The following is a 22815-nucleotide window of genomic DNA, read 5'->3' as shown; positions in this document are numbered from 1 at the left end:
TTGGTTGCAGAATTATCAGAAAAAGTGTATAGGTATGAGAACATGTTGAAGAAAGCACTTGAAAAGGCAGATTATGCTCCAATCGAACAATCTCATATGTATAAAATAGCTGAAGACTTTTATAATATGGCACTTTCCTATTATGAAGATGGTAAACATTTTATTGAATTAAAGGATTTAGTTAATGCACTTGGATGTTTCAGCTATGGTCATGCATGGTTGGATGCAGGGGCAAGACTTGGACTTTTCAATGTCGATGATGAAACACTGTTTACTATTTGATTATAGATTAATAGAATTATTTGTGAACTTTGTATAGCACAAAAATATGTTTGAACTTAGAGATTTAAATAATTAAGTAAAGTTAAACTTGGAGATAAGAATATGGCAAATTATCATGTTACACTTGAAGCAGCTTGGTTGGTAAGAGATGTTAAATCGGCAGACGATGCAATAGGAGTAGCAATTGCTGAAGCTGGAAAAAGGTTAAACCCAAAACTTGATTTTGTTGAAGTAGATGTAGGTACAACGACGTGCCCAGCATGTGAGGAACCTTTCAGTAGTGTTTTTCTTGCAGCTAACACTGCCATAGTTGGTCTTGCATTAGAGATGAAAGTTTTCGATGCTGAAAGCGATGAACATGCAGCAAGAATTGGTAAATCAGTTGTAGGTAAAGCTTTGCGTGATGTTCCATTAAATGTAGTTAATGTTGAAGAATTTGAGTAAAATAGAATATTAGGTTGTTTTTATGGATCAGAAAATCTCTGTAGTTGGTCATACATCAGTTGACTACTTATTTAATGTTGAGAAAATAGCTGGCCCAAATGAATCTTATCCCGTAATAGATTATAATGAATATTATGGTGGAGGAGCTGCTAATGTTGCAGCTGGGATTGCAAAAATAGGAGGCAATAGCCAATTAATATCTCCTGTTGGACCTGACTTTTTAGGGTCTGACTATGAAAGTCATTTGTTGAAACTTGGGGTGGATCTTTCTTTAATATATATAATTGAAGGTGAGAAAAATACGAGTGCTTTTGTTTACACTGATAAAGAACATAATCAATGTACATATTTTCACTGGGGTGCTTCATTTAAATTCCCTGAGCTAGTACCTCCAAATGTAAACTTTGTACATTTAGCTACTGCGGATCCGATTTTCAACTCAAAGATTGCAAAGATTACACCATTTGTTTCATTTGATCCAGGACAAGACCTTGTACTTTACTCTAAAAAGGATTTAAGATCAATACTTGAAAACACAAATATCCTTTTTACCAATAGACATGAAATTAAAAGAGTTTGTGAAATCCTGGAAGTTGATATAACACATATTAAAAACTTAGTTGATATTTTAATAATAACTTATGATTCTAAAGGTAGTACAATATATAATAAAAACATTGAATATAAAATTCCAGCCATAGATGTTTGTGCAGTAGATCCGACAGGAGCTGGGGATGCTTATAGGGCAGGTTTCTTAGTAGCATATCAAAAAGGGTATCCTCTAGATAAATGTGGTAAAGTTGGGTCAACTGTAGCTTCGTTTGCTGTTGAATCGGTGGGATGTCAAACTTCACTTCCTACATGGGCTCAAATGGTTGAACGCTTTCAATTACATTATGAACCTATTAATGAATGAAAGAACGGGGGCACTCTCTATTATTAAGGAAGCAATGCACTATGAAAGCGTAGAAAATAATAATGTTATTTGTCATCTATGCAGCCATGAGTGTAAGATAGCACCAAAGTCCCGAGGTATATGTAAAGTCCGTGAAAATAGAGATGGTAGACTTTTCAGTTTGATATATAACACAGTTTCAAGTGAAGCTTTAGACCCAGTTGAAAAAAAACCTTTATACCATTTTAAACCAGGTTCACTTTCTTATTCCTTAGGCACTATAGGTTGTAATTTTAGATGTAAAAACTGTCAAAATTGGCAAATTGCTAGGATGAGTGTTGAACAAAGCCCAAGTTATACCAAACAAATTACTTCGGAATATGTGGTATCAAAAGCATTAGCTTTGAATGCAGAAAGCATAGCCTGGACATATAATGAACCAACTATATGGCATGAATTCACATACGAATCAGCAAAACTAGCTAACGAAAAAGGTCTATCTAATATATACGTATCTAATGGCTACATAACACCAGAGGCTCTGAAACATTTATCTCCTTATCTTGATGCAATGAGCATTGACATTAAAAGCTTTAGGAATAAATTTTATGAACAAGTTTGTGGTGCAAGCCTTGAACCAGTACTAAAATCAACTCATCTTGCAAAAAAACTAGGCATTCATGTAGAGATTGTGACGTTGCTAATTCCAAATATGAATGATAGCTCTGATGAAATAAGAGAATTATCTAGATGGATTTTTCAGAAACTAGGGCCAGATACTCCTATTCACTTTTCAAGATTTCATCCGCAGCATGAAATGAGCAATGTAGGTCCTACACCAATATCGATACTAGAAAATGCTTATAATATTGCGAGAGATGAAGGTTTAGACTTTGTTTATTTGGGTAATGTTCCAGGAAGCAAGTTTGTCAATACCTTTTGTCCTTCATGTGGTGAAAAATTAATTGAAAGGGATGTTTTTAGTGTAAACTCTAGTAAACTAGGTGAAAATTATAAATGCTTTAAATGTAATAGATTCATACCGATAAAAACTAAATGAGAGAATCTATTGAGTAAAGTATGTTAACTAATTTTTAATTAGCATATTCTTCGAAGCCTAACTCTTAATTTAGTAACTATATGATTGATAATATTTTTATTAGGCAAATTGTCATCCGTGTGCAAAATTTAAACAAAAACTTTAAATCTAATTAGTACGTTAGAAGTTTCGCTTTCATTTACACACAAAAAGCCGTCATAACTCAGTTGGTAGAGTGCCTGGCTGTTAACCAGGTTGTCACAGGTTCGAGCCCTGTTGACGGCGTATTTTTCTTTTAGGGCCTATAGCTTAGTCAGGTTAGAGCGCTCGGCTCATAACCGAGTGATCACCGGTTCAAATCCGGTTAGGCCCATTAATATTTCTAAAATGCTACAATATTTTAAATAAAACTTTATTATTGAACACTTTATTTGCTAAACTCACTAAATAGTCAGCTAACTCTTTATAGCGTCACTAAATTGCTGTAAAATTTTAATTAGGAATTGAAAGTAGTTTTTATTTTTAATTTAAAAATATCAATTTATCTTGAATAATTATAAGATAGGTAAATAAGCTAATTAATGATTATTTAGATACCACTCTCTGGAAATTAACTTGGCTAAGCTAGAAAAGCAGCTATGCCTTAAGCAGGCATTAAAATCTAATATTTTCTTTAAAATACAGCATTTACCTTACACTACATATTATTTTCAAGTATCTTTAGTAGTATTTTTTTTAATATTAGACGCTTAAGCCATTTTAAGGCATATTAATCAGATAACAGCTTTTCTAATTCCTTGGTATTATTTATGGGAGCTAAACAGGTGTTATTTCTACAAACATAAGCTTTTGACTCGGAGTCACTTAACTTATCTTTCATTAAAGGTAGTTTAAAAATATCTTCATTTTCTTTATTAATGTACAAAATAAATCTAAGTGGATTAAATCCTTTTTCCGCGATTTCCAACATGCTTTTTACACTTTTCTTTTCACCTGTAATAATAACCTGCTCAAGGGAATTGTACATGAAATAAACAGCAATAAGAAAATAGCAAAAACCTTCAGGTACTTTTTCAATATTATCACCAAAAGATTTAATTTGTATCTTAGCTCGTTTTAAAATATCAATCTTGCCTGTAAGAGAATAGAGCTTAAGCATGTTTACAGCAGCAACCGAATTGCCTGAGGGGGTAGCACCGTCAAAACTATCTTTTGGACGAACAATTAAATTTTCTGCATCCCACCCATATTGAAACAGGCCACCATTTTCATCATCCCAAAAATATTTCAGCATATCATCATTTAGTTCTAAAGCTTTAAACAAATATTGTTCTTCGTAATTTGCTTGGAACAATTCTATTAGACCCCATACTAGATAGGCATAATCTTCGAGAAAACCCTTGTGTTCTACTTTTCCCTGTCTATAGCTTGCATAAAGGCGGCCATTAATATCAGTCATATTGTCAAGTATGTGATTAACGGCTTTTTCTGCTGCATGAATATATTTTTCCTTCTTTAAAACTCGAAAACCTTTTGCAAGTGCAGCAATCATTAGACCATTCCAAGATGTAAGTACTTTGTCATCTTTAAGGGGATGTACCCTTTTTTTGCGATATTGGAATAGTAAATCTTTTTCTTCATTGAATTGAGGTAATTCGTTTGTGTTGATAAGATTAGGTATATTATTACCTTCAAAATTTCCTTTTTCAGTTATATTGTAATAATGACAAAAAGCTTCCCCTTTTGCTTCTCCTAAAACTAGTTTTATTTCACTGGGTGTCCATACATAATATTTTCCTTCTTCACCTTCAGAATCAGCATCTTCAGCTGTATAAAAAGTGCCTTCATTTGAAGTCATATCCCGCAAAATGTAAGTGAAAATCTCTTCAGCAACTTTGGCATAAAAAAGTTTACCTGTAGCCTGATATGCTTCTAGATAAGCTATAGATAACAGAGCATTATCGTACAACATCTTCTCAAAATGCGGTACTAACCACTCCCGGTCAGTAGAATAACGAGCAAACCCAAATCCAATATGATCATAAATTCCACCCTTATACATAGATTCGAGTGTTGTTTCTACCATTTCCAAAGCTTCTTTGTTCCCAGTCATATCCCAATATCTTAATAAATAGTACAGGTTTTGAGGTGTTGGAAATTTGGGAGGATGGCCAAATCCACCATAATCTTTATCGAACTTATCTTTTAACTTTTCGTAGGCTTTTTGCAATACATTTTTAGAAACTTCTCTTTCACCGTGCTTAAAAATTCTTTCTGTCACCTCTGTTATTTGAATTCCCGTTCTATTAATTTTGTCTCTATCTTTTCTCCAGACTCCAACTATTTCATATAAAATTTCTTTGAGACCTGGTCTTCCATAATTACTTTCTTTAGGAAAATAGGTTCCTACAAAAAACGGTTCTTTATTCCCCGTCATAAATACAGTTAAAGGCCATCCTCCACTTCCTGTTAGGGCTTGGCACGCTGCCATATACACACTATCAATATCAGGCCTTTCTTCACGATCTACTTTTATAGGTATGTAATATTTGTTGATGATTGATGCAACTTCCTCATTTTCAAATGATTCTTTTTCCATAACATGACACCAGTGGCACGTGCTATAACCAATACTTAAAAATATAGGCTTATCTTCTTTTTTAGCTTTTTCAAAAGCTTCATCCGACCAAGGATGCCATTTTACTGGATTGTATGCATGTTGTAGTAAATATGGGGATTTTTCGTAAATTAGATGATTAGGTTCAGTATTTTTTTCATTCAAAACAGTCAACTCCCTTATCTTAAATATAAGCTAGAATTTCGTGGGATATTACCAAAATATTTTTTTATTGATATTGAAGTAAAATCACTTATAACAATTAGCTCGACTCGTAAGACTTCAAAATAATATGTATATATTTTAATTTCATCTAAATTGTATTATCTAAAAAGTTTAAAGTCTCCAATTTATAATATTGTCCTTTTTCTATTAAAGGTTGACACTAAACCTAAATCTGAACAATGTTAATCGAAAAAGAGTGTAGCAGTTTATACTTGACTTAGTGGTAACTAAAAAACAATCATATTTTAGTTAAATATGTTTCAATCTTCCTGAAATTAATAGGTTGTATGCTATGTATCAGGACTAAGTTTTCATAGAAACTTGTTGTTTTTTCACATTTATATAGATAGTTTATGAGTGCTGTTTCAACTACAATGAATAAAATTAGTAGTAAAATACTAATCCAACCTTATAATAATTTTAATGTTAGTTCAAATAGCGCGACTCAAGGCTAAAAGTCAAGTGATTAAATTAAATTTAATAAAACAGTATCCCATTTTAGGGATTCTATTACAAAGAATTTGATTCTTATTACCAGTTGTTACTAACAAAACTTTTGATAAAACAGTTGTTAGCTTAAAAGATTATATTTGTTACATCAATCTAAGGTTTAATATACCAGCATTCAGGCCTTTATATTACTACCTTAGAAAACTTGTAAAAATGAAAGGAATATGACTACAGTGTTAGTTGAATACAAAGATGTGACTGTTAGCTTCAATAATGAAGATATTGTGAAAAAATTCAACCTGAAACTAAAAAAAGGTGAAAAAGTTCTTTTTAAAGGAAAGTCAGGTACAGGTAAATCAACACTCTTAAAGCTTCTAATGGGATTCACGTTTCCTTCTCTTGGATCAATTAATTTTAGAGGTAAATCTCTAAACTGTGATAATATTTGGGAAGTAAGGAAAAATGTTTGCTACATATCGCAGCATTCAGATGTATGGGAAGGTCCAGTTATAGATATATTTAAAGAAATTTTCTCTTATAACAATAATGCACAGGACTTGGATTACTCTAAAATAGATTCCTTAATGAATTATTTCAATCTTGATAAAAATAAATTATACCAAGAATATGATAGTCTCTCTGGGGGAGAAAAACAAAGGATATGCATTATTTTGGCAATTTTATTGCCTCGGGAGATTTATCTTCTTGACGAAATTACATCGTCCTTAGATAATGAGATGAAAAGCAAAGTAATAAACTACTTTTTAGAGCAAAACGATTTGACTCTTATAATAGCCTCACATGATTCTCAGTGGGAATCAAATAATATTAAGGTAATACCGATAGGTGAATAAATGGACACTTATGAAATATCTTCTTTTTCCCTTTTTTTGTGTTTATTATTGCTCTTAATACCCTTGTTAATAAGTTATTATATCAAATTAAAATTGATCAGCAAGACATTAGTTACTGTAGCTAGAATGTCAATCCAATTATTTTTAGTTGGAATATTCTTGACATTTCTTTTTGATCTAAATAATAGTTATGTGAATTTTAGTTGGATTTTGATTATGTTAGTGGTGGCTGGATATACTTCTATTAAAGATATAAACTTAAAAGTAAGAGATCTTATATTACCAGTAGCAGCTGCTTTTTTTTTAGGTAATGTTTTAGTATTGCTATATTTTAATCACTTTGTTATTAGATTAGACAATTTGTTTGAGGCTAGATATTTAATTCCTATAGCTGGAATGTTTTTGGGCAATTCTTTAAGAGGTAACGTGGTTGGTTTAAGTGACTTTTTTAGATCCTTAAAGCACGACGAAATGAGTTATACCAATAGACTTTCCTTCGGTGCAAAAAAATATGAGGCTTTAATGCCTTATATTAGAAATAGCCTATTATCATCCCTGCAACCTACACTTGCTAGCATGGTAACTATAGGAATTGTAACTCTTCCTGGTATGATGACCGGTTTACTTCTTGCAGGCGAATCACCTTTATTAGCAGTTACTTATCAGCTAGCTATCATGATTGGAATATATGTATCTACTATGTTAACAGTTTCTTTAACTCTCCTTATGACGATAAGATTTGGTTTCGATAGATATGGACTTGTAAAACAAGAAATATTTAGCAACTGAGTAAATTAAATGGTTCTGAACTGTAACTACAATATATTTATATTTAAATTATGATATATTTGTGGCGAATAGTTAATATAAAATGGATCTTCTTAATAACACAAATCACAGTGAAGGTACTCAACATGAATAACAACAACCTCAAGTATATCGCTATTTTCTTAGCTGTTATAATGGTAGGGGCAGTTTTTGCAATTGCATTCACGGCCATATCTCCACCAGAACAAAATGATGAACAAGAACAGGAAAGAATGGACCCAATTCCCTTTAATGCAATACCTGGGGAAACTGTAAATAGTCCTATAAACTCAATATCAGATGCATTAGATTTAACTCCTGGAGAAGTAGCCTCTGCACAATTTGTTGACGTTTCAAAAGTAAGAGGTACATCATTTGAAATGCTTTTTGGTGAAAGTCTTGATAATATTGAACGTATGTTTAACTCTAAATTGATTAATACATATATAGTAACAGGTCAGCAATCATCATTTGAATTATCTACGATCGAAGATGACCATATAGGTATTCCTTTTGGTGAACCTTATATGCACAAAGACTATCCAATTTTACCAGTTGGTGAAGCATACTTTATGTCGATAGGAACTCCAATGGCTTTAGGCCAGCAAAATGATATAGAGTCATTTATTGACATTATAGTTGAGGAAAAAGAAGGAAATGACCAATTTGAATCTATTTTAGAATATGCTGATGTCAATGAACATAAATTCCAACAGGTTATTGGATCAGGTAACAATCATTTTGATCTATTGTACGTTGGTTATGCTGGGACAGATACTAATGAATATGCTCGTCAGGCAATATATGAAAATCCAAGTGAAGAACTTGTGGAGCTAATCGATGATCTTTCTGAAACTGATAATTTGGAGTATACGGTTGAAGAAATAGATGATATCTTGAAAGTAACTATTCAAGGTTCATTTGAACTAGTTTTAAGCGAACCAATTGAGCCAGATGAAATGTAATTATTATGATATATCATCATATCATAATAACTTCACTTGAATCAGAAGATTTATACATTAGTATGCAATTGTAGCTGCATTATATTATTAGCATAAGGTATTTATGTAAAAGAAATATTCATTAAACCAAAATAGTTAGCTTGGTTTTCTGACTAAAACACGTTAGCTATTAGCTAAAATAAATAAAATTAACAATAATTCAAATTATTATAAAAAATACAATAAAATACAATGATTGATGAAAAATCACGATATTCTAAATATTGTGATTTTGAAGGAGAAATGTAAAATGATAAAGAAAATCGAAGTTCCAGAAGAGTTAGTCAATAAGTCACTCGAAGCACTTGAAATGGCAAGAGATACCGGTAAAGTAAAAAAAGGGACTAATGAAGCTACGAAAGCAATAGAGCGTGGTATTACAAAAATAACCATAATTGCAGAGGATGTAACTCCTGAGGAAATAATAGCACACCTACCAGTACTATGTGAAGAGAAGAATACACCCTATATCTTTGTCAAGGAACAAAAAGAACTTGGTGCAGCTTGTGGAATAGGAGTTGCATGTGCAGCAGTAGCAATAACTGATGCAGGTAAAGGCAAAGAGTTAGTTGATGATATCACTGAAAAGATCAACTCTCTTAATGAATGAATAAATCATAAATGAAGATGGGGAAATTTGGTATGGCAGATGATAACACTGGATTTGCAGCTGAAGTAATTGATGTTATAGGTAATACAGGCATGCATGGAGAAGCCAGTCAGATACAATGTCGTGTTCTTGAAGGTAGAGATAAGGGAAGAATAATTACACGTAACTGTGTAGGGCCAGTTAGAATCGGCGATGTATTTATGTTACTAGAAACATCTAGAGAAGCAAAGAAATTAACTACAAGGTGATGGTATCTAATGGAACAAAGAAAATGTTCATTTTGTGGTGAACTACTTCAACCAGGCTGTGGATCTCTATATGCTAAGAAAGATGGTTCAACTTATTATTTTTGTTCATCTAAATGTGAGAACAACAATAAGTTGGGTAGACTCCCAAGGCGTACAGTATGGACCGAACAAGGTAGAATATATCTCAAAAAGCAATAAATATGGGGTATATAAATGGAAGAATCTTACGTAATGATTAAACCAGACGGTGTTCAACGAGGTCTTGTAGGCGAAATCATTTCTCGAATTGAAAAGCGAGGACTAAAAGTAGCGGCTCTTAGAATGAATACTATCAGTGAAGAAAAAGCTCAAAAACATTATGCTGAACATGAGAATAAACCATTTTTTGGTTCTTTGATATCTTATGTTACTTCAGGGCCTTCAGTTTCAATGGTAGTTAAAGGAAAAAATGCAATATCTATCATGCGGACAATCAATGGGTCTACAAACCCAGTAGAAGCTACACCTGGAACCATACGTGGTGATTTTGCTATTGAAACAGGTAGAAATGTGGTTCATGCATCAGACTCAAAGGAGTCAGCTGATAAAGAAATAGCTCTACATTTTAATGATAATGAAATTGTAGACTATGCGAAGATAGATGAGCCCTGCCTCTATGAGTGATTAAAAAACACCTAATTACATTTTTAAGTTTGATTTCAATCAAATCTTATTAGGGGAGAGTCTTCAAAGATGGGAAAGCAGGATACATTGAGAACACCAATAGTTTGTGTTATGGGTCATGTAGATCATGGTAAAACATCTCTTTTAGATAAAATTAGAGGTACTACTGTGACATCAGGGGAAGCTGGTGCTATTACACAACACATTGGTGCAACTGAAGTTCCTATAGAAACAATTGTAAATAAATGTGGACAGCCACAATTGCTAAATCAATTCATAGTTCCTGGACTTCTTTTTATAGATACACCTGGGCACCATGCTTTTACTTCACTTAGAAGCCGTGGTGGTGCACTTGCAGATCTAGCTATTGTAATTGTTGACATCAATGAAGGATTCATGCCTCAAACTATTGAAAGTCTTCAAATTCTCAAACGTTTTAAAACTCCTTTCCTAGTAGCAGCTAATAAGGTTGATCGAATTTCTGGCTGGAGAAGCTGTCCTAACGAACCATTTTCTCAAGCTTTCAATAAACAGAATGATTATGTACAGCAAATAATAGATACCAAGACTTATGAACTAGTTGGAAAATTATACGAACAGGGATTTAACTCTGAGAGGTATGACCGAGTAAAGGATTTCCAAAAAAATATAGGCATAGTTCCAATCAGTGCTTTAAGCGGTGAGGGAATACCTGATATTCTTATGGTTCTTTTAGGACTAGCTCAAAAATTCTTAGAATCTAACCTACACTTTAATGCCAATAATCCTGGGATAGGAACGGTACTAGAAATCAAAGAAGAAAAAGGTCTTGGAACTACAATAGATCTAATTTTATACGATGGAAAGCTGAAGAAGGGAGATACAGTTGTAGTTGGCAGTTTAGGTGATCCTATTGTCACAAAAGTAAGGGCATTGTTGAAGCCAAGTCCTTTGAAAGAAATCCATACAGAGGAAAAATTCAAAGCTGTAGATGAAGTAACTGCTGCAATAGGTGTAAAGATTGCTGCACCATCATTAGATGAGGCATTAGCAGGAACTCCTCTAAGAGTTGCAAATAGTGAAAATGTTGATGAGGTAGCAAGGGAAATTAAATCTGAACTTGACCAAGTCACATTGCCAACAGGAACTAAAGGTGTCACTATAAAAGCCGATACTATTGGTTCACTGGAAGCGCTTGTAAATGAATTAACAAAAGAAGAAATACCTATTCGCAAGGCTGGAGTTGGAGATATCTCACAAAGAGATGTTATTGAAGTAAGTGCTATCGACGATCTCTATTATTCAGTTATAATTGGATTTAATGTGAATATTTTGCCAGATGCCAAAGAAAAGATGAAATCTTTAGACCTTAAAGTCTTCAAAAATGATGTTATATACAGACTAATAGATGACTATAAAGACTGGGTATCAGAGAAAAAAGAGAAATCCGAAAAGAATATTGCTGAACTCATTGTAAAACCTGGTAGATTCTTAGTAATGCCAGGTTGTGTCTTCCGACAAAGTAAGCCAGCTGTTGTTGGTGTAAAGATAGTAGGTGGGACTGTAAAGAATAATGTAGAGATAGCTACTACAGAGGGCGATGTAATTGGGAAAGTTAAAGGTCTCCAACTTGAGGGTGAGAATATAAATAAAGCTACAGTTGGCATGGAAGTAGCCATGGCTATTGATGGACCTACGGTTGGTAGACAACTCAAAGAAGGTGATACACTGTTTGTAAATGTTCCTGAAAAGCATGCCAAGGTGCTTGAAAAAGAATTACATAACTCTTTGAATGCAGATGAAATCGAATCATTCGAAACATTCTTAGATATTAAAAGAAAAGATAACCCATTTTGGGCAAAGTAAAATAACGATAATCATTGAATAATTTAAATTATATGAAACAAATTGTATAAGCAATTGGAGGAGAAATAATGGCAGATTTTAAAGTAGTAGTTTCGGATCCAAAGTCAAAAACATATCAGTTTGATCTAAAAGGTTCCGAAGCAAATAAATTGTTAGGTAAGTCAATTGGAGATAATTTTGATGGTAACATCTTAGGGCTTAAAGGATATACACTGAAGGTCACTGGTGGAAGCGATAAAACTGGAGTAGTTATGAGAAGAGATATTCCTGGCCCAAAAAGGCGCAAGATCTTAGTTTCTAAAAGTGTAGGTTATACTCCTAAATCAAAAGGTGTTCGTAGAAGAAAATTAATGCATGGTCGTGAAATCGCAACAGATACAGTTCAAATCAATACTAAAGTAATTTCTTATGGTGATAAGTCGATTGAAGAAATTCTTGGTGGCGGTTCTGAAGAAAATGTAGAGGCTGAGAATTAACCTATTCCTATTCTCAACCTTTTAAGTTTCTTACATAGATAATCAAATTAATTCACTTATTTTCAATTAAGTCCAAAACTTTATTTAGAAAATACTCATGCATTCTTGTATCATTAGTAAGTTCTGGATGAAATGCTAAAACTAATAAGTTATCTTCTTCTGCGGCAACAACAACGTTGTTCATATAACTAAGAGGAGTTACTGTACTTCCAAACTCTACTATTGCAGGTGCTCTAATAAAAACACCTTTATAGGGCCTATCTAAAAATTTCACATCTATTTCTGTTTCAAATGAATCTTTTTGTCGTCCAAAAATATTCCTTTTAACTTTTATGTTCATTAAGGATAACAAGTACTGACCTGTTTTCTTTACTTGCTCATCTCCCTCTTTTGCTAACACAATCATTCCAGCACAGGTTCCCATGATTGGTATTCTTTTATTATGAGCTTCTATGATTTCTTCATTAATTCCTTCTGATATCAATAAACTTGACAAAGTGGTGCTTTCACCACCTGTTAAGATTATTCCATCGCAAGATTTTACGCTACCATGATGCTTTATCATGATAATGTTACCTTTCAAACCTAAATTATCCAAGGCATTGTGTAGCATATTTTGATGTTCTGCTACATCTCCTTGTAAAGCAATAATACCAATTGTAAGAGTTCTCATGGTTTAATATTTAATTTCAAAAAATCTCATAATCTGGCTGGATCTTATGCGGATTTATAAAATTATGTATAAGCAAGGAAAAAGCTAAGTTACCATCCACGTATTTGTAAACTTTCTTCTTGTGGTATTGTGCTAATACTTGTCCCTTTCATGCCTGAACCAATTCCTTTTGAAACTTCTGCAAGTACCTTTGGGTTATCATAATTATTAGCAGCTTTTACAATTGCCTTTGCCATAATTTCAGGATTCTCAGCTTTAAATATACCAGAACCTACAAATATGCCGTCAGAACCTAGTCTCATCATTAAAGCAGCATCAGCAGGAGTAGCAATACCGCCAGCTGCAAAATTAACTACGGGTAAACGTTGTAATTTAGCTGTTTCTAACAATAGTTCGGATGGAGCCTCAATATCTCGTGCATACATCAAAAGCTCTTCTTTGTTCTTTCCTTTAAGCTCATGTATTTCACCCATGATTTGTTTCATATGTCTCACAGCTTCACTTACATCACCTGTTCCAGCTTCCCCTTTAGTCCTAATCATTGCGGCTCCTTCATATATTCTTCTAAGAGCCTCTCCTAGATTACGTGCACCACAGACAAATGGAACATTGTATTGAGTTTTGTCAATATGATACTGGTCATCTGCTGGAGTTAACACTTCGGATTCATCAACCATGTCAACACCAAGACTTTCAAGGATTTCCGCCTCTACAAAATGGCCAATACGTGCTTTTGCCATAACGGGTATTGTAACTACATCGATAATGCTTGACACTATTTCAGGATCTGCCATTCTTGCAACTCCTCCAGCCTTTCTAATGTCTGCAGGTACAGCTTGCAATGCCATTACAGCGACAGCCCCCGCATTCTCGGCGATCTTAGCTTGTTCAGGGGTAGTGACATCCATTATGACTCCACCTTTCTGCATTTTAGCAAATCCTCTTTTAATTAGTTCTGTCCCATGTTTTAAATTCTCTAATTCCATTTTAATCATCCTTATTAGAATTAATTATTTGATAATATCACATATATTTAAATACATTACTTATTGGCAGTAAATAACCATATCATTCATCAGATTTTATACGAGCAACACCCACAACTTTATCTTCTGGACGAACATTCATAATCTTCACTCCTTTTGTATTGCGTCCTTGTACTCTAATATCTTTAACAGGTATTCTAATAACAATTCCATTAGAAGTTGTTAGCATTACCTCATCTTCGTTTTTCACTGTTTTTATGTTCACTACGGGCCCATTTCTAAGACTTGTGACAATGGTAATTATACCTTTCCCACCTCTTCTCATTGATCTATATTCATTAAAGAGTGTTCTTTTTCCGAATCCTTTTTCAGTTATTGTAAGAAGTGTCGCATCTTTATCATCATCAACCACATCGATGCTGACTACTAAGTCTTCTTCTTCAAGCCTAATTCCACGTACACCACGTGCGGTGCGTCCCATCTTTCTTACATCTGTTTCTTTAAATCGAATAGCTTTACCATGTCTAGATACAATTATAACATCTTTAGAGCCGTCGGTAAGAATTACATTTGAAAGCTCATCATCCTCATCTAAACTAATTGCAACAATACCATTTTTTCTTTTGTTTCTAAATTCAGAAAGTTGACATTTCTTAACAATTCCTTTTTTAGTGCTCATTAAAAGGTAATGTGAGTCACCAAACTCGGTAATTGGTATCATTGTAGTGATATATTCATCTTTCAGATCAAGAAGGTTAACTATGGCTTTTCCTCGTGATTGTCGACTTGATTGTGGTATTTCATACACCTTTTTACAATAAACTCTTCCTGTATTAGTAAAGAACAAAAGATAGTCATGAGTTGAAGCAACAAAGATATTTTCAACAAAATCATTATCTTTAGTTTCCATGCCAACAATACCTCTGCCACCTCGATGTTGGAGATTATATGTATCTTGAGGAAGTCTCTTTATGTATCCTGAATGTGTTATAGTAACTACAACATCTTCTTTCGGGACTAGGTCTTCATCATCTATTTCATAATCTGACTTTTGTATGATTGTTTTCCGGGTATCTGAATAGTTTTCACGTAATTCGAGTAACTCTTCTTTAATAATTTCATATTTCTTAGGAGTACTTCCAAGTATTTCTTTTAATTCTTTAATAAACTCTAAAAGCCCATCGTACTCTTCATCGATTTTCTTTCTTTCAAGTCCGGTTAGTTTCTGTAATCTCATCTCAAGGATGGCTTTTGCCTGAACTTCATCTAATGGAAACTTATTGATAAGGTTATTCTTAGCATTTTCAGTAGTATCAGAAGCTCGTATAGTACTAATTATTTCATCTATATTATCTAGAGCTATCTTTAATCCATTTAGTATATGAGCCCTTTTTTCTGCTTTTGTCAACTCAAACTGACTTCTTTTTTGTATAACATCAATTCTGTGGTCTAGATAAATTCTCAATATTTCTTTTAGGTTAAGCACATTTGGTACATCGTCTACTAGTGCTAGATTGATTATACCAAAAGTAGTTTGCATTTGTGTATGCTTATAAAGTTGATTCAAAATTATATTAGGATTCGAACCCCTACTAAGTTCGATTACAACCCTTATTCCATCTCTATCAGACTCATCTCTTAAATCTGAAATACCAGAAATTCTTTTATCTCTTACAAGTCCGGCTATATCTTCAATTAGCTTTGCTTTGTTTACTTGATATGGCAATTCAGTGACTATGATTCTATACTTATCGTTTCGAATCTCTTCAATTTCTGCAATTGCACGTACTTTTACTCTACCTCTCCCTGTACGATAAGCATCCTTTATACCTTGTGTACCTATAATCATTCCAGCAGTAGGAAAATCAGGACCTTTGATAACTTCCATCAATTCATTAATAGAAATATCAGGGTTATCTATCATCATTGAAAGTCCATTAATGACTTCACCAATATTGTGTGGAGGCATGTTTGTAGCCATACCAACCGCAATCCCTGTAGATCCGTTAATCAATAGGTTAGGCAGCTTTGCAGGTAAAACGATAGGTTCAGATAGTGAACCATCATAGTTCGGTCTAAAATCAACAGTTTCTTTATCGATATCTTTTAACAGCTCTTCAGATATTTTATCCATACGGACTTCAGTATATCTCATTGCTGCAGCAGAATCTCCATCTATTGACCCAAAATTACCTTGACCATCAATTAATGGATATCTTAATGAAAAATCTTGAACCATTCTAACAATGGAATCATAAACTGCCATATCGCCATGTGGATGATATTTACCAAGAACGTCTCCCACTACACGTGCAGACTTCTTATAACTTTTGTCAAATGTAATCCCAGCTTCTTTCATAGCATATAATATTCTTCTATGGACAGGCTTCAATCCATCCTTTGCATCAGGTAAAGCTCGACCAACAATAACACTCATTGCATAGTCAATATATGACTTTTTCATTTCATCTTCAATAAAAATAGGTACTACATGACCATCATTTGCACCAAGTCTATTATTATCAATTTTAGAGTTACTTTGATTGTTATCTTCCATTATTTCACCTATCGGTAATCACACATCTAGATTTACAACTTCTTTTGCATTTCGTTGTATGAATTCTCTCCGTGGCTCTACATCATCTCCCATCAAAATGGAAAACACTTCGTCAGCTGCAACTGCATCATCCATTGTTACCTTTAAAAGTGTTCTAGTTTCCGGATTCATCGTTGTTTTCCAGAGCTGCTCAGGATTCATCTCTCCTAAACCTTTGTAGCGCTGATATGTAACTCCCTTATTTCCCAATTCGTTCAATTTAGTTTTTAAACCATTTTCTGTATAAACATAATATTCGGATTTACCTTTTTTTATTTGGTACAATGGGGGTTGTGCAATGTAGAGGTAACCAGCATCTACTAGTTCAGTCATGTACCTGAAAATAAAAGTTAAAATAAGTGTTCTGATATGTGCTCCATCAACATCTGCATCAGTCATGATGATTATTTTATGATATCTAGTTTTAGTTATGTCAAATTCATCACCAATCCCAGTACCCAGGGCTGTGATGAGTGAAAGAATTTCTTTATTCTTTAACATCTTGCCAAGCCTTGCTTTTTCTACATTTATTATTTTACCTCTGAAAGGTAATATGGCTTGGAATGCTCTATGTCGGCCTTGTTTTGCCGATCCACCAGCAGAATCACCTTCTACTAAGTATAATTCACTAAAAGCTGGATCTTTTTCAGAACAATCAGCTAATTTCCCAGGTAGCGTACTAATTTCAAGTGCACTTTTCCTTCTAGTTAGTTCTCTAGCTTTTTTTGCAGCTTCTCTTGCTCTTTTTGCAGATAGTGCTTTTTGTATAATTTGATTTGCAACCTTTGGATTTTCTTCTAAAAACTCAGAGAGACTCTCTGAAACAAGAGAATCAACAATGCCTTTAACCTCACTGTTTCCTAAACGTGTTTTTGTTTGCCCTTCGAATTGAGGTTCTGGTATTTTAACACTTATTATGGAAGTCAACCCTTCTCTAATATCTTCTCCAGACAATTTAGAGCTATCCTTTGATAGGTTATTCTTTCTTATGTAATCGTTTGTTACACGGGTAAGGGCCGATTTAAATCCTATTAGATGCGTTCCACCTTCATGTGTATTGATGTTGTTTGCAAAAGAGTAGATGTGCTCAGCATAAGTATCAGTGTATTGGAGAGCTATTTCGACTAATATTTCATCCTTTTCTCTTTCAAGATAAATGGGATCTTTATGCAAAGCTTGGCGGTTTTTATTTAGGTGTTCAACAAAGGACTTGATTCCTCCTTCATACCTAAAAAGATCTTTTTTGTAATCACTTTCATCTCTTCTATCTTCAAGTTCAATTTCTATTCCCTTGTTTAGAAATGCAAGTTCTCTAAGTCTATTGCTAAGTAAATCATAACTAAATTCATCAGTTTCAAAAATAGTCGTATCAGGTTTGAATTTGATAGTGGTACCTGAATCACCAGTTTCTCCAACATGTTCAACTTCATTTTCTGGAACACCACGTAAATATCGCTGGTAGTAATGTTTTCCATCACGTTTAACTTCGACATCCATCCACTCTGATAGGGCATTTACTACAGAAACACCTACACCATGTAACCCTCCAGAGACCTTGTAATTGCTTTTATCGAATTTTCCACCTGCATGGAGTATAGTCATTACAACCTCAAGTGCTGATTTATCATATTTTGGATGAATATCTACAGGAATTCCTCTACCATCATCGATAACGGTTATAATGTTGTTTGGATTTATGATTACATTGATTCTGTTACAGAACCCTGCAAGGGCTTCATCGATACTATTATCTACAACTTCATGTACTAAGTGATGCAAACCTCGACTGTCAACACTTCCAATATACATACTTGGTCGTTTTCTTACAGCCTCAAGTCCTTCAAGAACTTGTATATGAGTTGCATCGTACATTTCTTTTTGATCCATATGTATTTATTCTCCATAAAATCCAATATAATACAAGTAATTAGGTAAATCCATTCAACAATTGAGCGGAATAAAATGTATAAAATAAAGTTAAAAGATTCTACTTTTCTGTTTCTGCTAATCTATCAAAATCTGCTATGAACACATTTGATATGTATTCATATTTATTAAATTTAGTGTAAATCAATGAACTAAAAAATTTACATGTAATTCAAATTTAAGTAAAAGAACAATACAAAACAAAATAATTGGGAATAGAAAAAGAAAAAAAGCAATCATATAATGATTGCTGGTGATTTATCATCTTTTTCTACTTCATAGTCCGCAACTAATGCTTCGGTAATCAATACCATTCCTGCAATAGATGCTGCGTTTTGTAAGCTGCTTCTGACAACTTTGGCAGGATCTATAACTCCTGCATCGAAGAGGTTCTCAAATATATCTTTTTTAGCATTGTATCCATAGTGTTCATTGGTCTCATTCTTTAGAGCAGCCACAATCTCGGCACCCTCGCGACCAGCATTTTCTCCAATTTGTCTAACAGGCTCAGTCAAAGCTTTTTTAATAATTTCTAAACCTATCTGTTGATCATCTTCGAGATTTAATTTATCGAGGTCCATTGCAAATCTGAATAATGTAACACCACCGCCAGTAACGACACCTTCTTCTACTGCAGCCTTAGTAGCATTTAAAGCGTCATCGGTTCTCATTTTCTTTTCTTTAAGTTCAGTTTCAGTAGCAGCACCTACTTTAATAACAGCTACTCCTCCACCAAGTTTTGCTAACCTTTTTCTTAATTCTTTCTTTCGATAATCTGAATCTTCAGATTCTATCTGAGCTTCTAAAATTTTCACTCTTTGATCAATATCTTCCTTCTTCCCATAACCTTCAACGATAGTAGTGCTCTGCTTATCTACATTAATCTTTCTTGCAGTACCAAGCATATCCTCTGAGAATTCTTCTAATTTCATCCCTTTGTCTTCGGTTATCACAGTAGCACCTGTTACAGCAGCAATATCCTCCAACATTTCCTTTTGTTCATCTCCAAAACCAGGTGCTTTAACTGCACAAACTTTAAGTGAAGCTCTCATTATATTCAAAATAAGTGCAGCTTGTGCATCACCTTCAACGTCAGGTGAAATTATTAATAATCCTTTATCATTGTTTGCTATCATTTCGAGAACTGGAACTATTTGGTTAAGGCTGTTAATCTTTTTATCAGTCACAAGTACATAAGGATTCTCGAGTTCACATAACATTTTTTCATGGTCAGTTGCCATATATGGTGATAAATATCCTCTATCAAACTGCATACCTTCGACTAGCTCAAGACCAGTATCAATATTGTTGGATTCTTCTACTGTAATTACTCCATTATAGCCAACTTTTTCCATTGCATCTGCGATTAGATTTCCGATTTCTTGGTCATTGTTGGCAGATATTGTAGCAACTTGAACTATTTTGTTCCTGTCATCAACATCCTCGCTCTTGGCCTTTAGCTGGGAAACAATATGTGCTGTTGCCTTGTCGATACCCCTTTTAATCTCGATTGGGTTTGCACCAGATGTAATGTTTTTCAATCCTTCTTTCAGAATTGCTTGTGTTAATAGAGCTGCAGTTGTAGTTCCATCTCCAGTATTGTCTTGTGTTTTTGAAGCAACTTCTTTAACAAGCTTTGCTCCAATATTCTCGAACTTATCTACTAATTCAATCTCTTTAGCAATTGTAACTCCATCATTTGTAACTACAGGATTGGTTTCTTTGTCTAGGACAACGTATCTTCCTCTTGGTCCCAATGTAATTTTCACAGTATCTGCTACTTTGTTGATACCATCTAATAATGAATTACGTGCATTTTCTTCAAATTTCAATTGTTTTGTTGACATACTCTCACCTCATTTTTATTTGTACTAATATTTTTAATCTTCAACGATAGCTAATACATCTTTGAAATCGATAAACATATGTTCTTTCCCATCAATGTCTATTTCATCTGATTGGAAACCACCATATATGATACGATCTCCTTCTTCAAGAGGTAAATCTTTTCCATCCTCATACTTTCCAACGGCTACTACTACCCCCTCTTTTCTGTCTTTTTGTGCAGACTCTGGGATATATATGCCACCTTTAGTGACCTCTTCTTGCTTTATAGGTTTAATTAAGACTCTTTCTCCGATTGGTTTAATTTTCATATTTTCAGTCCTCCTGAAAAGGTTTTGAACACTGGCTATTAACCAGTTTTATGTTGCTATAAATGTATAAGTAATATAAAAATTTAATCAATTAAAGTTAAATTATTCATATATAGTAGATATTGTTAGTTATAAAAAGAAATAATTATAATAAAATTTATATTATTAAAAAAAAATCGATATAATTTCTATTTAATAAATAAAATTTATATATGATATATTGGTTAGAATTACTCATGACCCAACAAATTACATTAATCAACATAGAAAAATCTAATGAAAAGGATTTGGACAAAGATATCCGGTGGATTTGTGATTCTTTTGGGTTGTCTTCAGGAAGAGATATAGATGATATTTCAATAAAAATAATAAGGGATTTATTGAACAACATACCAAGTGAAACCAATATCTCGTCTGAAATGATTGCTAATGATTTAGGTATAAGTACATCAAGAGTTAATCATCATATTAGAAACTTGATTCAATCAGGTTTGTTATATCGCAAAAAAAGGTACATATACTTACGTGGCGGTAGCCTTAAAGCAGCAGTTCAGGAAATTAGAAAAGATTCGGAACGCATCTTTGATGAACTCGAACAGGTTGCTGAAGAAATAGATCAAAATAAAGGAATAAAAAACAGATAAGGTGCAACTACTATCCTTTAAAAATAAGTGCACAAGATTGAAAGTTGTTTCTTGTGCAAATATATGTTTAATATAACTCTGTATTAATTGCTTGTTCTTGGTACCTATTGTCATTACGTGCTCTGCCAATCACAATACTTGGAATTTTTTGTAGTTTGAAAAACTGTTCTTTTGACATACTTACGATAAATCCTGCGAGCATTATACAGATACAACCTTTTATTGTGCTGCTAAATATAGGGTCACCTAAGATTGCAAAACCAAACATTATGCCACTTACGGGTTCTAACAAAGCCAAAACCCCTGCTTTTTGTGCCTTTATTGCAACTATTCCACTTAGGTAGAACAATGCACCTATTGCTGTTGTAATTACTCCAAATGCAATCAATATGCTTAGATTATCTAGTACTATTTGATATGAAGTGTTGATTGCAAAAGGTATCAATATTATTACACTTATTCCTGTAGACCAAAATAACTGTGATAACCCAGTGTATGATTCTTTTAGATAATTAACTGTAATTATGGTAGTCCCAAATGAAAGACCTGCTAAAAGTCCAAAAATCACTCCAAGAGTGTAATTAACATATGTACCACCAGCGATCGCTGCATCATTTGGGTTTACAATCATTAAAATTCCTGTAATTGCAAGCATTAGACCTACAATTCCTTGCATTGTTATTCTTTCTTTCAAGAAAATAGGCGATAATATAATTACGTATAGTGGAGCAGTATATAATAACAATACGCCTATTGATATATTGGTATATTGTATCGCTGAAAAGTATGAAAACAATGTAATTACATTTAATACCCCTATTAGTGCAATATATCTCTTATTTTTTGTTAATCTAATTTCATTTAATCTTTTTGTAAGTATTATGAACCCAAATAGCACTATAAAACCAAATAAGAGTCTATAAAATAAAATAGATCCAACATGCATATTATTAATACTATTTAAGAAAATACCTACCATTCCTGCAATTAAACAACCTATCACTACGTTTAAATACGCATTATTTTGATTTTTAGTAATTTGAGCCATGATTCTACCTGGAGAGTAATTCTTACATATATATCTATCGGATAAGTACACTTAAAAGATTAAAAAACATAATAATTGTTATAAATACCTTTTATATTTATATTAATATTAAAATAACTTTAATATATATTAATAAGAAGTTTAATTATATTTAGATGCTTATTAGGGTATTTTAAAACATTTAATAATATTTAACTAAAAATATAACTTTAATTAAGTAAAAATAAGATTAATAGAACTAATCTTTAATTTATAATTCTATATTTAGAATTTTTTTATTGTATGTTTGATTTTTTTAGATTTTTTTTAGTTTTGTGGTGATTATTG

At 33.1% G+C, this 22815-nt stretch carries 22 protein-coding genes and 2 tRNA genes; 16 read left to right on the top strand and 8 right to left on the bottom strand.

Annotated elements, in window-relative coordinates; all coding sequences use genetic code 11:
- From J2T59_RS01565 to J2T59_RS01540, 6 genes are all read left to right on the top strand, one after another.
- Positions 1 to 282: a DUF357 domain-containing protein gene (locus J2T59_RS01565; RefSeq protein WP_259133340.1), complete on the top strand. Its 282-nt coding sequence runs from the start codon at positions 1 to 3 to the stop codon at positions 280 to 282.
- 102 nt (positions 283 to 384) lie between these two features.
- Complete coding sequence (locus tag J2T59_RS01560; protein ID WP_259133339.1) at positions 385 to 726, top strand: DUF555 domain-containing protein; 342 nt, start codon at positions 385 to 387, stop codon at positions 724 to 726.
- 22 nt (positions 727 to 748) lie between these two features.
- Positions 749 to 1642 (top strand): carbohydrate kinase family protein, encoded by an 894-nt coding sequence (locus J2T59_RS01555; RefSeq protein ID WP_259133338.1) that lies wholly within the window; start codon positions 749 to 751, stop codon positions 1640 to 1642.
- Positions 1623 to 2681, top strand: a complete 1059-nt coding sequence (gene amrS / locus J2T59_RS01550; protein ID WP_259133337.1) for an AmmeMemoRadiSam system radical SAM enzyme — start codon at positions 1623 to 1625, stop codon at positions 2679 to 2681. Before J2T59_RS01555 ends, amrS begins: the two co-directional genes overlap by 20 nt.
- A 191-nt stretch (positions 2682 to 2872) precedes the next feature.
- A tRNA-Asn gene (locus tag J2T59_RS01545) sits at positions 2873 to 2945 on the top strand.
- Positions 2946 to 2958: 13 nt separating this feature from the next.
- Positions 2959 to 3033 (top strand) — tRNA-Ile (locus J2T59_RS01540).
- Positions 3034 to 3429: 396 nt separating this feature from the next.
- Here J2T59_RS01540 and J2T59_RS01535 read toward each other — a convergent pair.
- Positions 3430 to 5442, bottom strand: coding sequence for a thioredoxin domain-containing protein (locus J2T59_RS01535; RefSeq protein ID WP_259133336.1), 2013 nt, complete (start codon positions 5440 to 5442; stop codon positions 3430 to 3432).
- Between the two features lie 734 nt (positions 5443 to 6176).
- Here J2T59_RS01535 and J2T59_RS01530 point away from each other — a divergent pair.
- The 9 genes from J2T59_RS01530 (at position 6177) to J2T59_RS01490 (ending at position 12459) form a co-directional block, all read left to right on the top strand.
- Complete coding sequence (locus tag J2T59_RS01530; protein ID WP_259133335.1) at positions 6177 to 6806, top strand: ABC transporter ATP-binding protein; 630 nt, start codon at positions 6177 to 6179, stop codon at positions 6804 to 6806.
- Entirely contained in the window at positions 6807 to 7595 is a 789-nt protein-coding gene (locus tag J2T59_RS01525) for an ABC transporter permease (protein ID WP_259133334.1), read from the top strand.
- A gap of 125 nt (positions 7596 to 7720) precedes the next feature.
- Positions 7721 to 8578 carry a hypothetical protein gene (locus J2T59_RS01520; RefSeq protein ID WP_259133332.1) on the top strand — a complete coding sequence of 286 codons (858 nt, stop codon included), beginning with the start codon at positions 7721 to 7723 and terminating at the stop codon, positions 8576 to 8578.
- A gap of 289 nt (positions 8579 to 8867) precedes the next feature.
- On the top strand, positions 8868 to 9227 hold the full coding sequence (gene rpl7ae, locus J2T59_RS01515) for a 50S ribosomal protein L7Ae (RefSeq protein ID WP_259133330.1): 360 nt from the start codon (positions 8868 to 8870) through the stop codon (positions 9225 to 9227).
- Positions 9228 to 9259: 32 nt separating this feature from the next.
- The gene (locus J2T59_RS01510) at positions 9260 to 9475 is read left to right on the top strand and encodes a 30S ribosomal protein S28e (RefSeq protein WP_259133328.1); all 216 of its coding nucleotides are present in this window, start codon (positions 9260 to 9262) and stop codon (positions 9473 to 9475) included.
- Positions 9476 to 9484: 9 nt separating this feature from the next.
- Complete coding sequence (locus J2T59_RS01505; RefSeq protein ID WP_259133326.1) at positions 9485 to 9673, top strand: 50S ribosomal protein L24e; 189 nt, start codon at positions 9485 to 9487, stop codon at positions 9671 to 9673.
- Between the two features lie 15 nt (positions 9674 to 9688).
- Entirely contained in the window at positions 9689 to 10138 is a 450-nt protein-coding gene (ndk, locus tag J2T59_RS01500) for a nucleoside-diphosphate kinase (protein WP_259133325.1), read from the top strand.
- A gap of 69 nt (positions 10139 to 10207) precedes the next feature.
- Entirely contained in the window at positions 10208 to 11983 is a 1776-nt protein-coding gene (gene infB / locus J2T59_RS01495) for a translation initiation factor IF-2 (RefSeq protein ID WP_259133324.1), read from the top strand.
- Positions 11984 to 12051: 68 nt separating this feature from the next.
- Positions 12052 to 12459 carry a 30S ribosomal protein S6e gene (locus tag J2T59_RS01490; protein ID WP_259133323.1) on the top strand — a complete coding sequence of 136 codons (408 nt, stop codon included), beginning with the start codon at positions 12052 to 12054 and terminating at the stop codon, positions 12457 to 12459.
- Positions 12460 to 12511: 52 nt separating this feature from the next.
- Here J2T59_RS01490 and pdxT read toward each other — a convergent pair whose 3' ends face one another.
- The 6 genes from pdxT to groES form a co-directional block, all read right to left on the bottom strand.
- Entirely contained in the window at positions 12512 to 13132 is a 621-nt protein-coding gene (gene pdxT / locus J2T59_RS01485; protein WP_259133322.1) for a pyridoxal 5'-phosphate synthase glutaminase subunit PdxT, read from the bottom strand.
- 89 nt (positions 13133 to 13221) lie between these two features.
- Positions 13222 to 14118 (bottom strand): pyridoxal 5'-phosphate synthase lyase subunit PdxS, encoded by an 897-nt coding sequence (pdxS, locus tag J2T59_RS01480; protein WP_259133321.1) that lies wholly within the window; start codon positions 14116 to 14118, stop codon positions 13222 to 13224.
- 82 nt (positions 14119 to 14200) lie between these two features.
- The gene (gene gyrA, locus J2T59_RS01475; protein WP_259133320.1) at positions 14201 to 16675 is read right to left on the bottom strand and encodes a DNA gyrase subunit A; all 2475 of its coding nucleotides are present in this window, start codon (positions 16673 to 16675) and stop codon (positions 14201 to 14203) included.
- An 18-nt stretch (positions 16676 to 16693) separates the two neighbouring features.
- Positions 16694 to 18601, bottom strand: a complete 1908-nt coding sequence (gene gyrB, locus J2T59_RS01470) for a DNA topoisomerase (ATP-hydrolyzing) subunit B (protein WP_259133319.1) — start codon at positions 18599 to 18601, stop codon at positions 16694 to 16696.
- A 275-nt stretch (positions 18602 to 18876) separates the two neighbouring features.
- The gene (gene groL, locus J2T59_RS01465; RefSeq protein WP_259133318.1) at positions 18877 to 20487 is read right to left on the bottom strand and encodes a chaperonin GroEL; all 1611 of its coding nucleotides are present in this window, start codon (positions 20485 to 20487) and stop codon (positions 18877 to 18879) included.
- A 33-nt stretch (positions 20488 to 20520) separates the two neighbouring features.
- Positions 20521 to 20796 carry a co-chaperone GroES gene (gene groES / locus J2T59_RS01460; protein ID WP_259133316.1) on the bottom strand — a complete coding sequence of 92 codons (276 nt, stop codon included), beginning with the start codon at positions 20794 to 20796 and terminating at the stop codon, positions 20521 to 20523.
- 236 nt (positions 20797 to 21032) lie between these two features.
- Between groES and J2T59_RS01455 the strand changes: the two genes are divergently transcribed.
- Positions 21033 to 21440 carry a helix-turn-helix domain-containing protein gene (locus J2T59_RS01455; protein WP_259133314.1) on the top strand — a complete coding sequence of 136 codons (408 nt, stop codon included), beginning with the start codon at positions 21033 to 21035 and terminating at the stop codon, positions 21438 to 21440.
- A 67-nt stretch (positions 21441 to 21507) separates the two neighbouring features.
- Here J2T59_RS01455 and J2T59_RS01450 read toward each other — a convergent pair whose 3' ends face one another.
- Positions 21508 to 22488: a DMT family transporter gene (locus tag J2T59_RS01450; protein ID WP_259133312.1), complete on the bottom strand. Its 981-nt coding sequence runs from the start codon at positions 22486 to 22488 to the stop codon at positions 21508 to 21510.
- Between the last annotated feature and the right edge of the window lie 327 nt (positions 22489 to 22815).

The sequence above is a fragment of the Methanosalsum natronophilum genome, assembly GCF_024808815.1.
In the GTDB taxonomy this organism is placed as follows: Archaea; Halobacteriota; Methanosarcinia; order Methanosarcinales; family Methanosarcinaceae; genus Methanosalsum; species Methanosalsum natronophilum.
This window is presented reverse-complemented; position numbering and strand designations above follow the sequence as displayed.

Coding starts and splice junctions, on each gene's coding strand:
- J2T59_RS01560 (WP_259133339.1), top strand. CDS start 385: ATGGCAAATTATCATGTTACACTTGAAGCAGCTTGGTTGGTAAGAGAT.
- J2T59_RS01555 (WP_259133338.1), top strand. CDS start 749: ATGGATCAGAAAATCTCTGTAGTTGGTCATACATCAGTTGACTACTTA.
- J2T59_RS01450 (WP_259133312.1), bottom strand. CDS start 22,488: ATGGCTCAAATTACTAAAAATCAAAATAATGCGTATTTAAACGTAGTG.
- J2T59_RS01505 (WP_259133326.1), top strand. CDS start 9,485: ATGGAACAAAGAAAATGTTCATTTTGTGGTGAACTACTTCAACCAGGC.
- amrS (WP_259133337.1), top strand. CDS start 1,623: ATGAACCTATTAATGAATGAAAGAACGGGGGCACTCTCTATTATTAAG.
- J2T59_RS01455 (WP_259133314.1), top strand. CDS start 21,033: ATGACCCAACAAATTACATTAATCAACATAGAAAAATCTAATGAAAAG.
- pdxT (WP_259133322.1), bottom strand. CDS start 13,132: ATGAGAACTCTTACAATTGGTATTATTGCTTTACAAGGAGATGTAGCA.
- groES (WP_259133316.1), bottom strand. CDS start 20,796: ATGAAAATTAAACCAATCGGAGAAAGAGTCTTAATTAAACCTATAAAG.
- J2T59_RS01490 (WP_259133323.1), top strand. CDS start 12,052: ATGGCAGATTTTAAAGTAGTAGTTTCGGATCCAAAGTCAAAAACATAT.
- J2T59_RS01520 (WP_259133332.1), top strand. CDS start 7,721: ATGAATAACAACAACCTCAAGTATATCGCTATTTTCTTAGCTGTTATA.
- J2T59_RS01525 (WP_259133334.1), top strand. CDS start 6,807: ATGGACACTTATGAAATATCTTCTTTTTCCCTTTTTTTGTGTTTATTA.
- gyrB (WP_259133319.1), bottom strand. CDS start 18,601: ATGGATCAAAAAGAAATGTACGATGCAACTCATATACAAGTTCTTGAA.
- ndk (WP_259133325.1), top strand. CDS start 9,689: ATGGAAGAATCTTACGTAATGATTAAACCAGACGGTGTTCAACGAGGT.
- gyrA (WP_259133320.1), bottom strand. CDS start 16,675: ATGGAAGATAACAATCAAAGTAACTCTAAAATTGATAATAATAGACTT.
- groL (WP_259133318.1), bottom strand. CDS start 20,487: ATGTCAACAAAACAATTGAAATTTGAAGAAAATGCACGTAATTCATTA.
- J2T59_RS01510 (WP_259133328.1), top strand. CDS start 9,260: ATGGCAGATGATAACACTGGATTTGCAGCTGAAGTAATTGATGTTATA.
- infB (WP_259133324.1), top strand. CDS start 10,208: ATGGGAAAGCAGGATACATTGAGAACACCAATAGTTTGTGTTATGGGT.
- rpl7ae (WP_259133330.1), top strand. CDS start 8,868: ATGATAAAGAAAATCGAAGTTCCAGAAGAGTTAGTCAATAAGTCACTC.
- J2T59_RS01530 (WP_259133335.1), top strand. CDS start 6,177: ATGACTACAGTGTTAGTTGAATACAAAGATGTGACTGTTAGCTTCAAT.
- pdxS (WP_259133321.1), bottom strand. CDS start 14,118: ATGGAATTAGAGAATTTAAAACATGGGACAGAACTAATTAAAAGAGGA.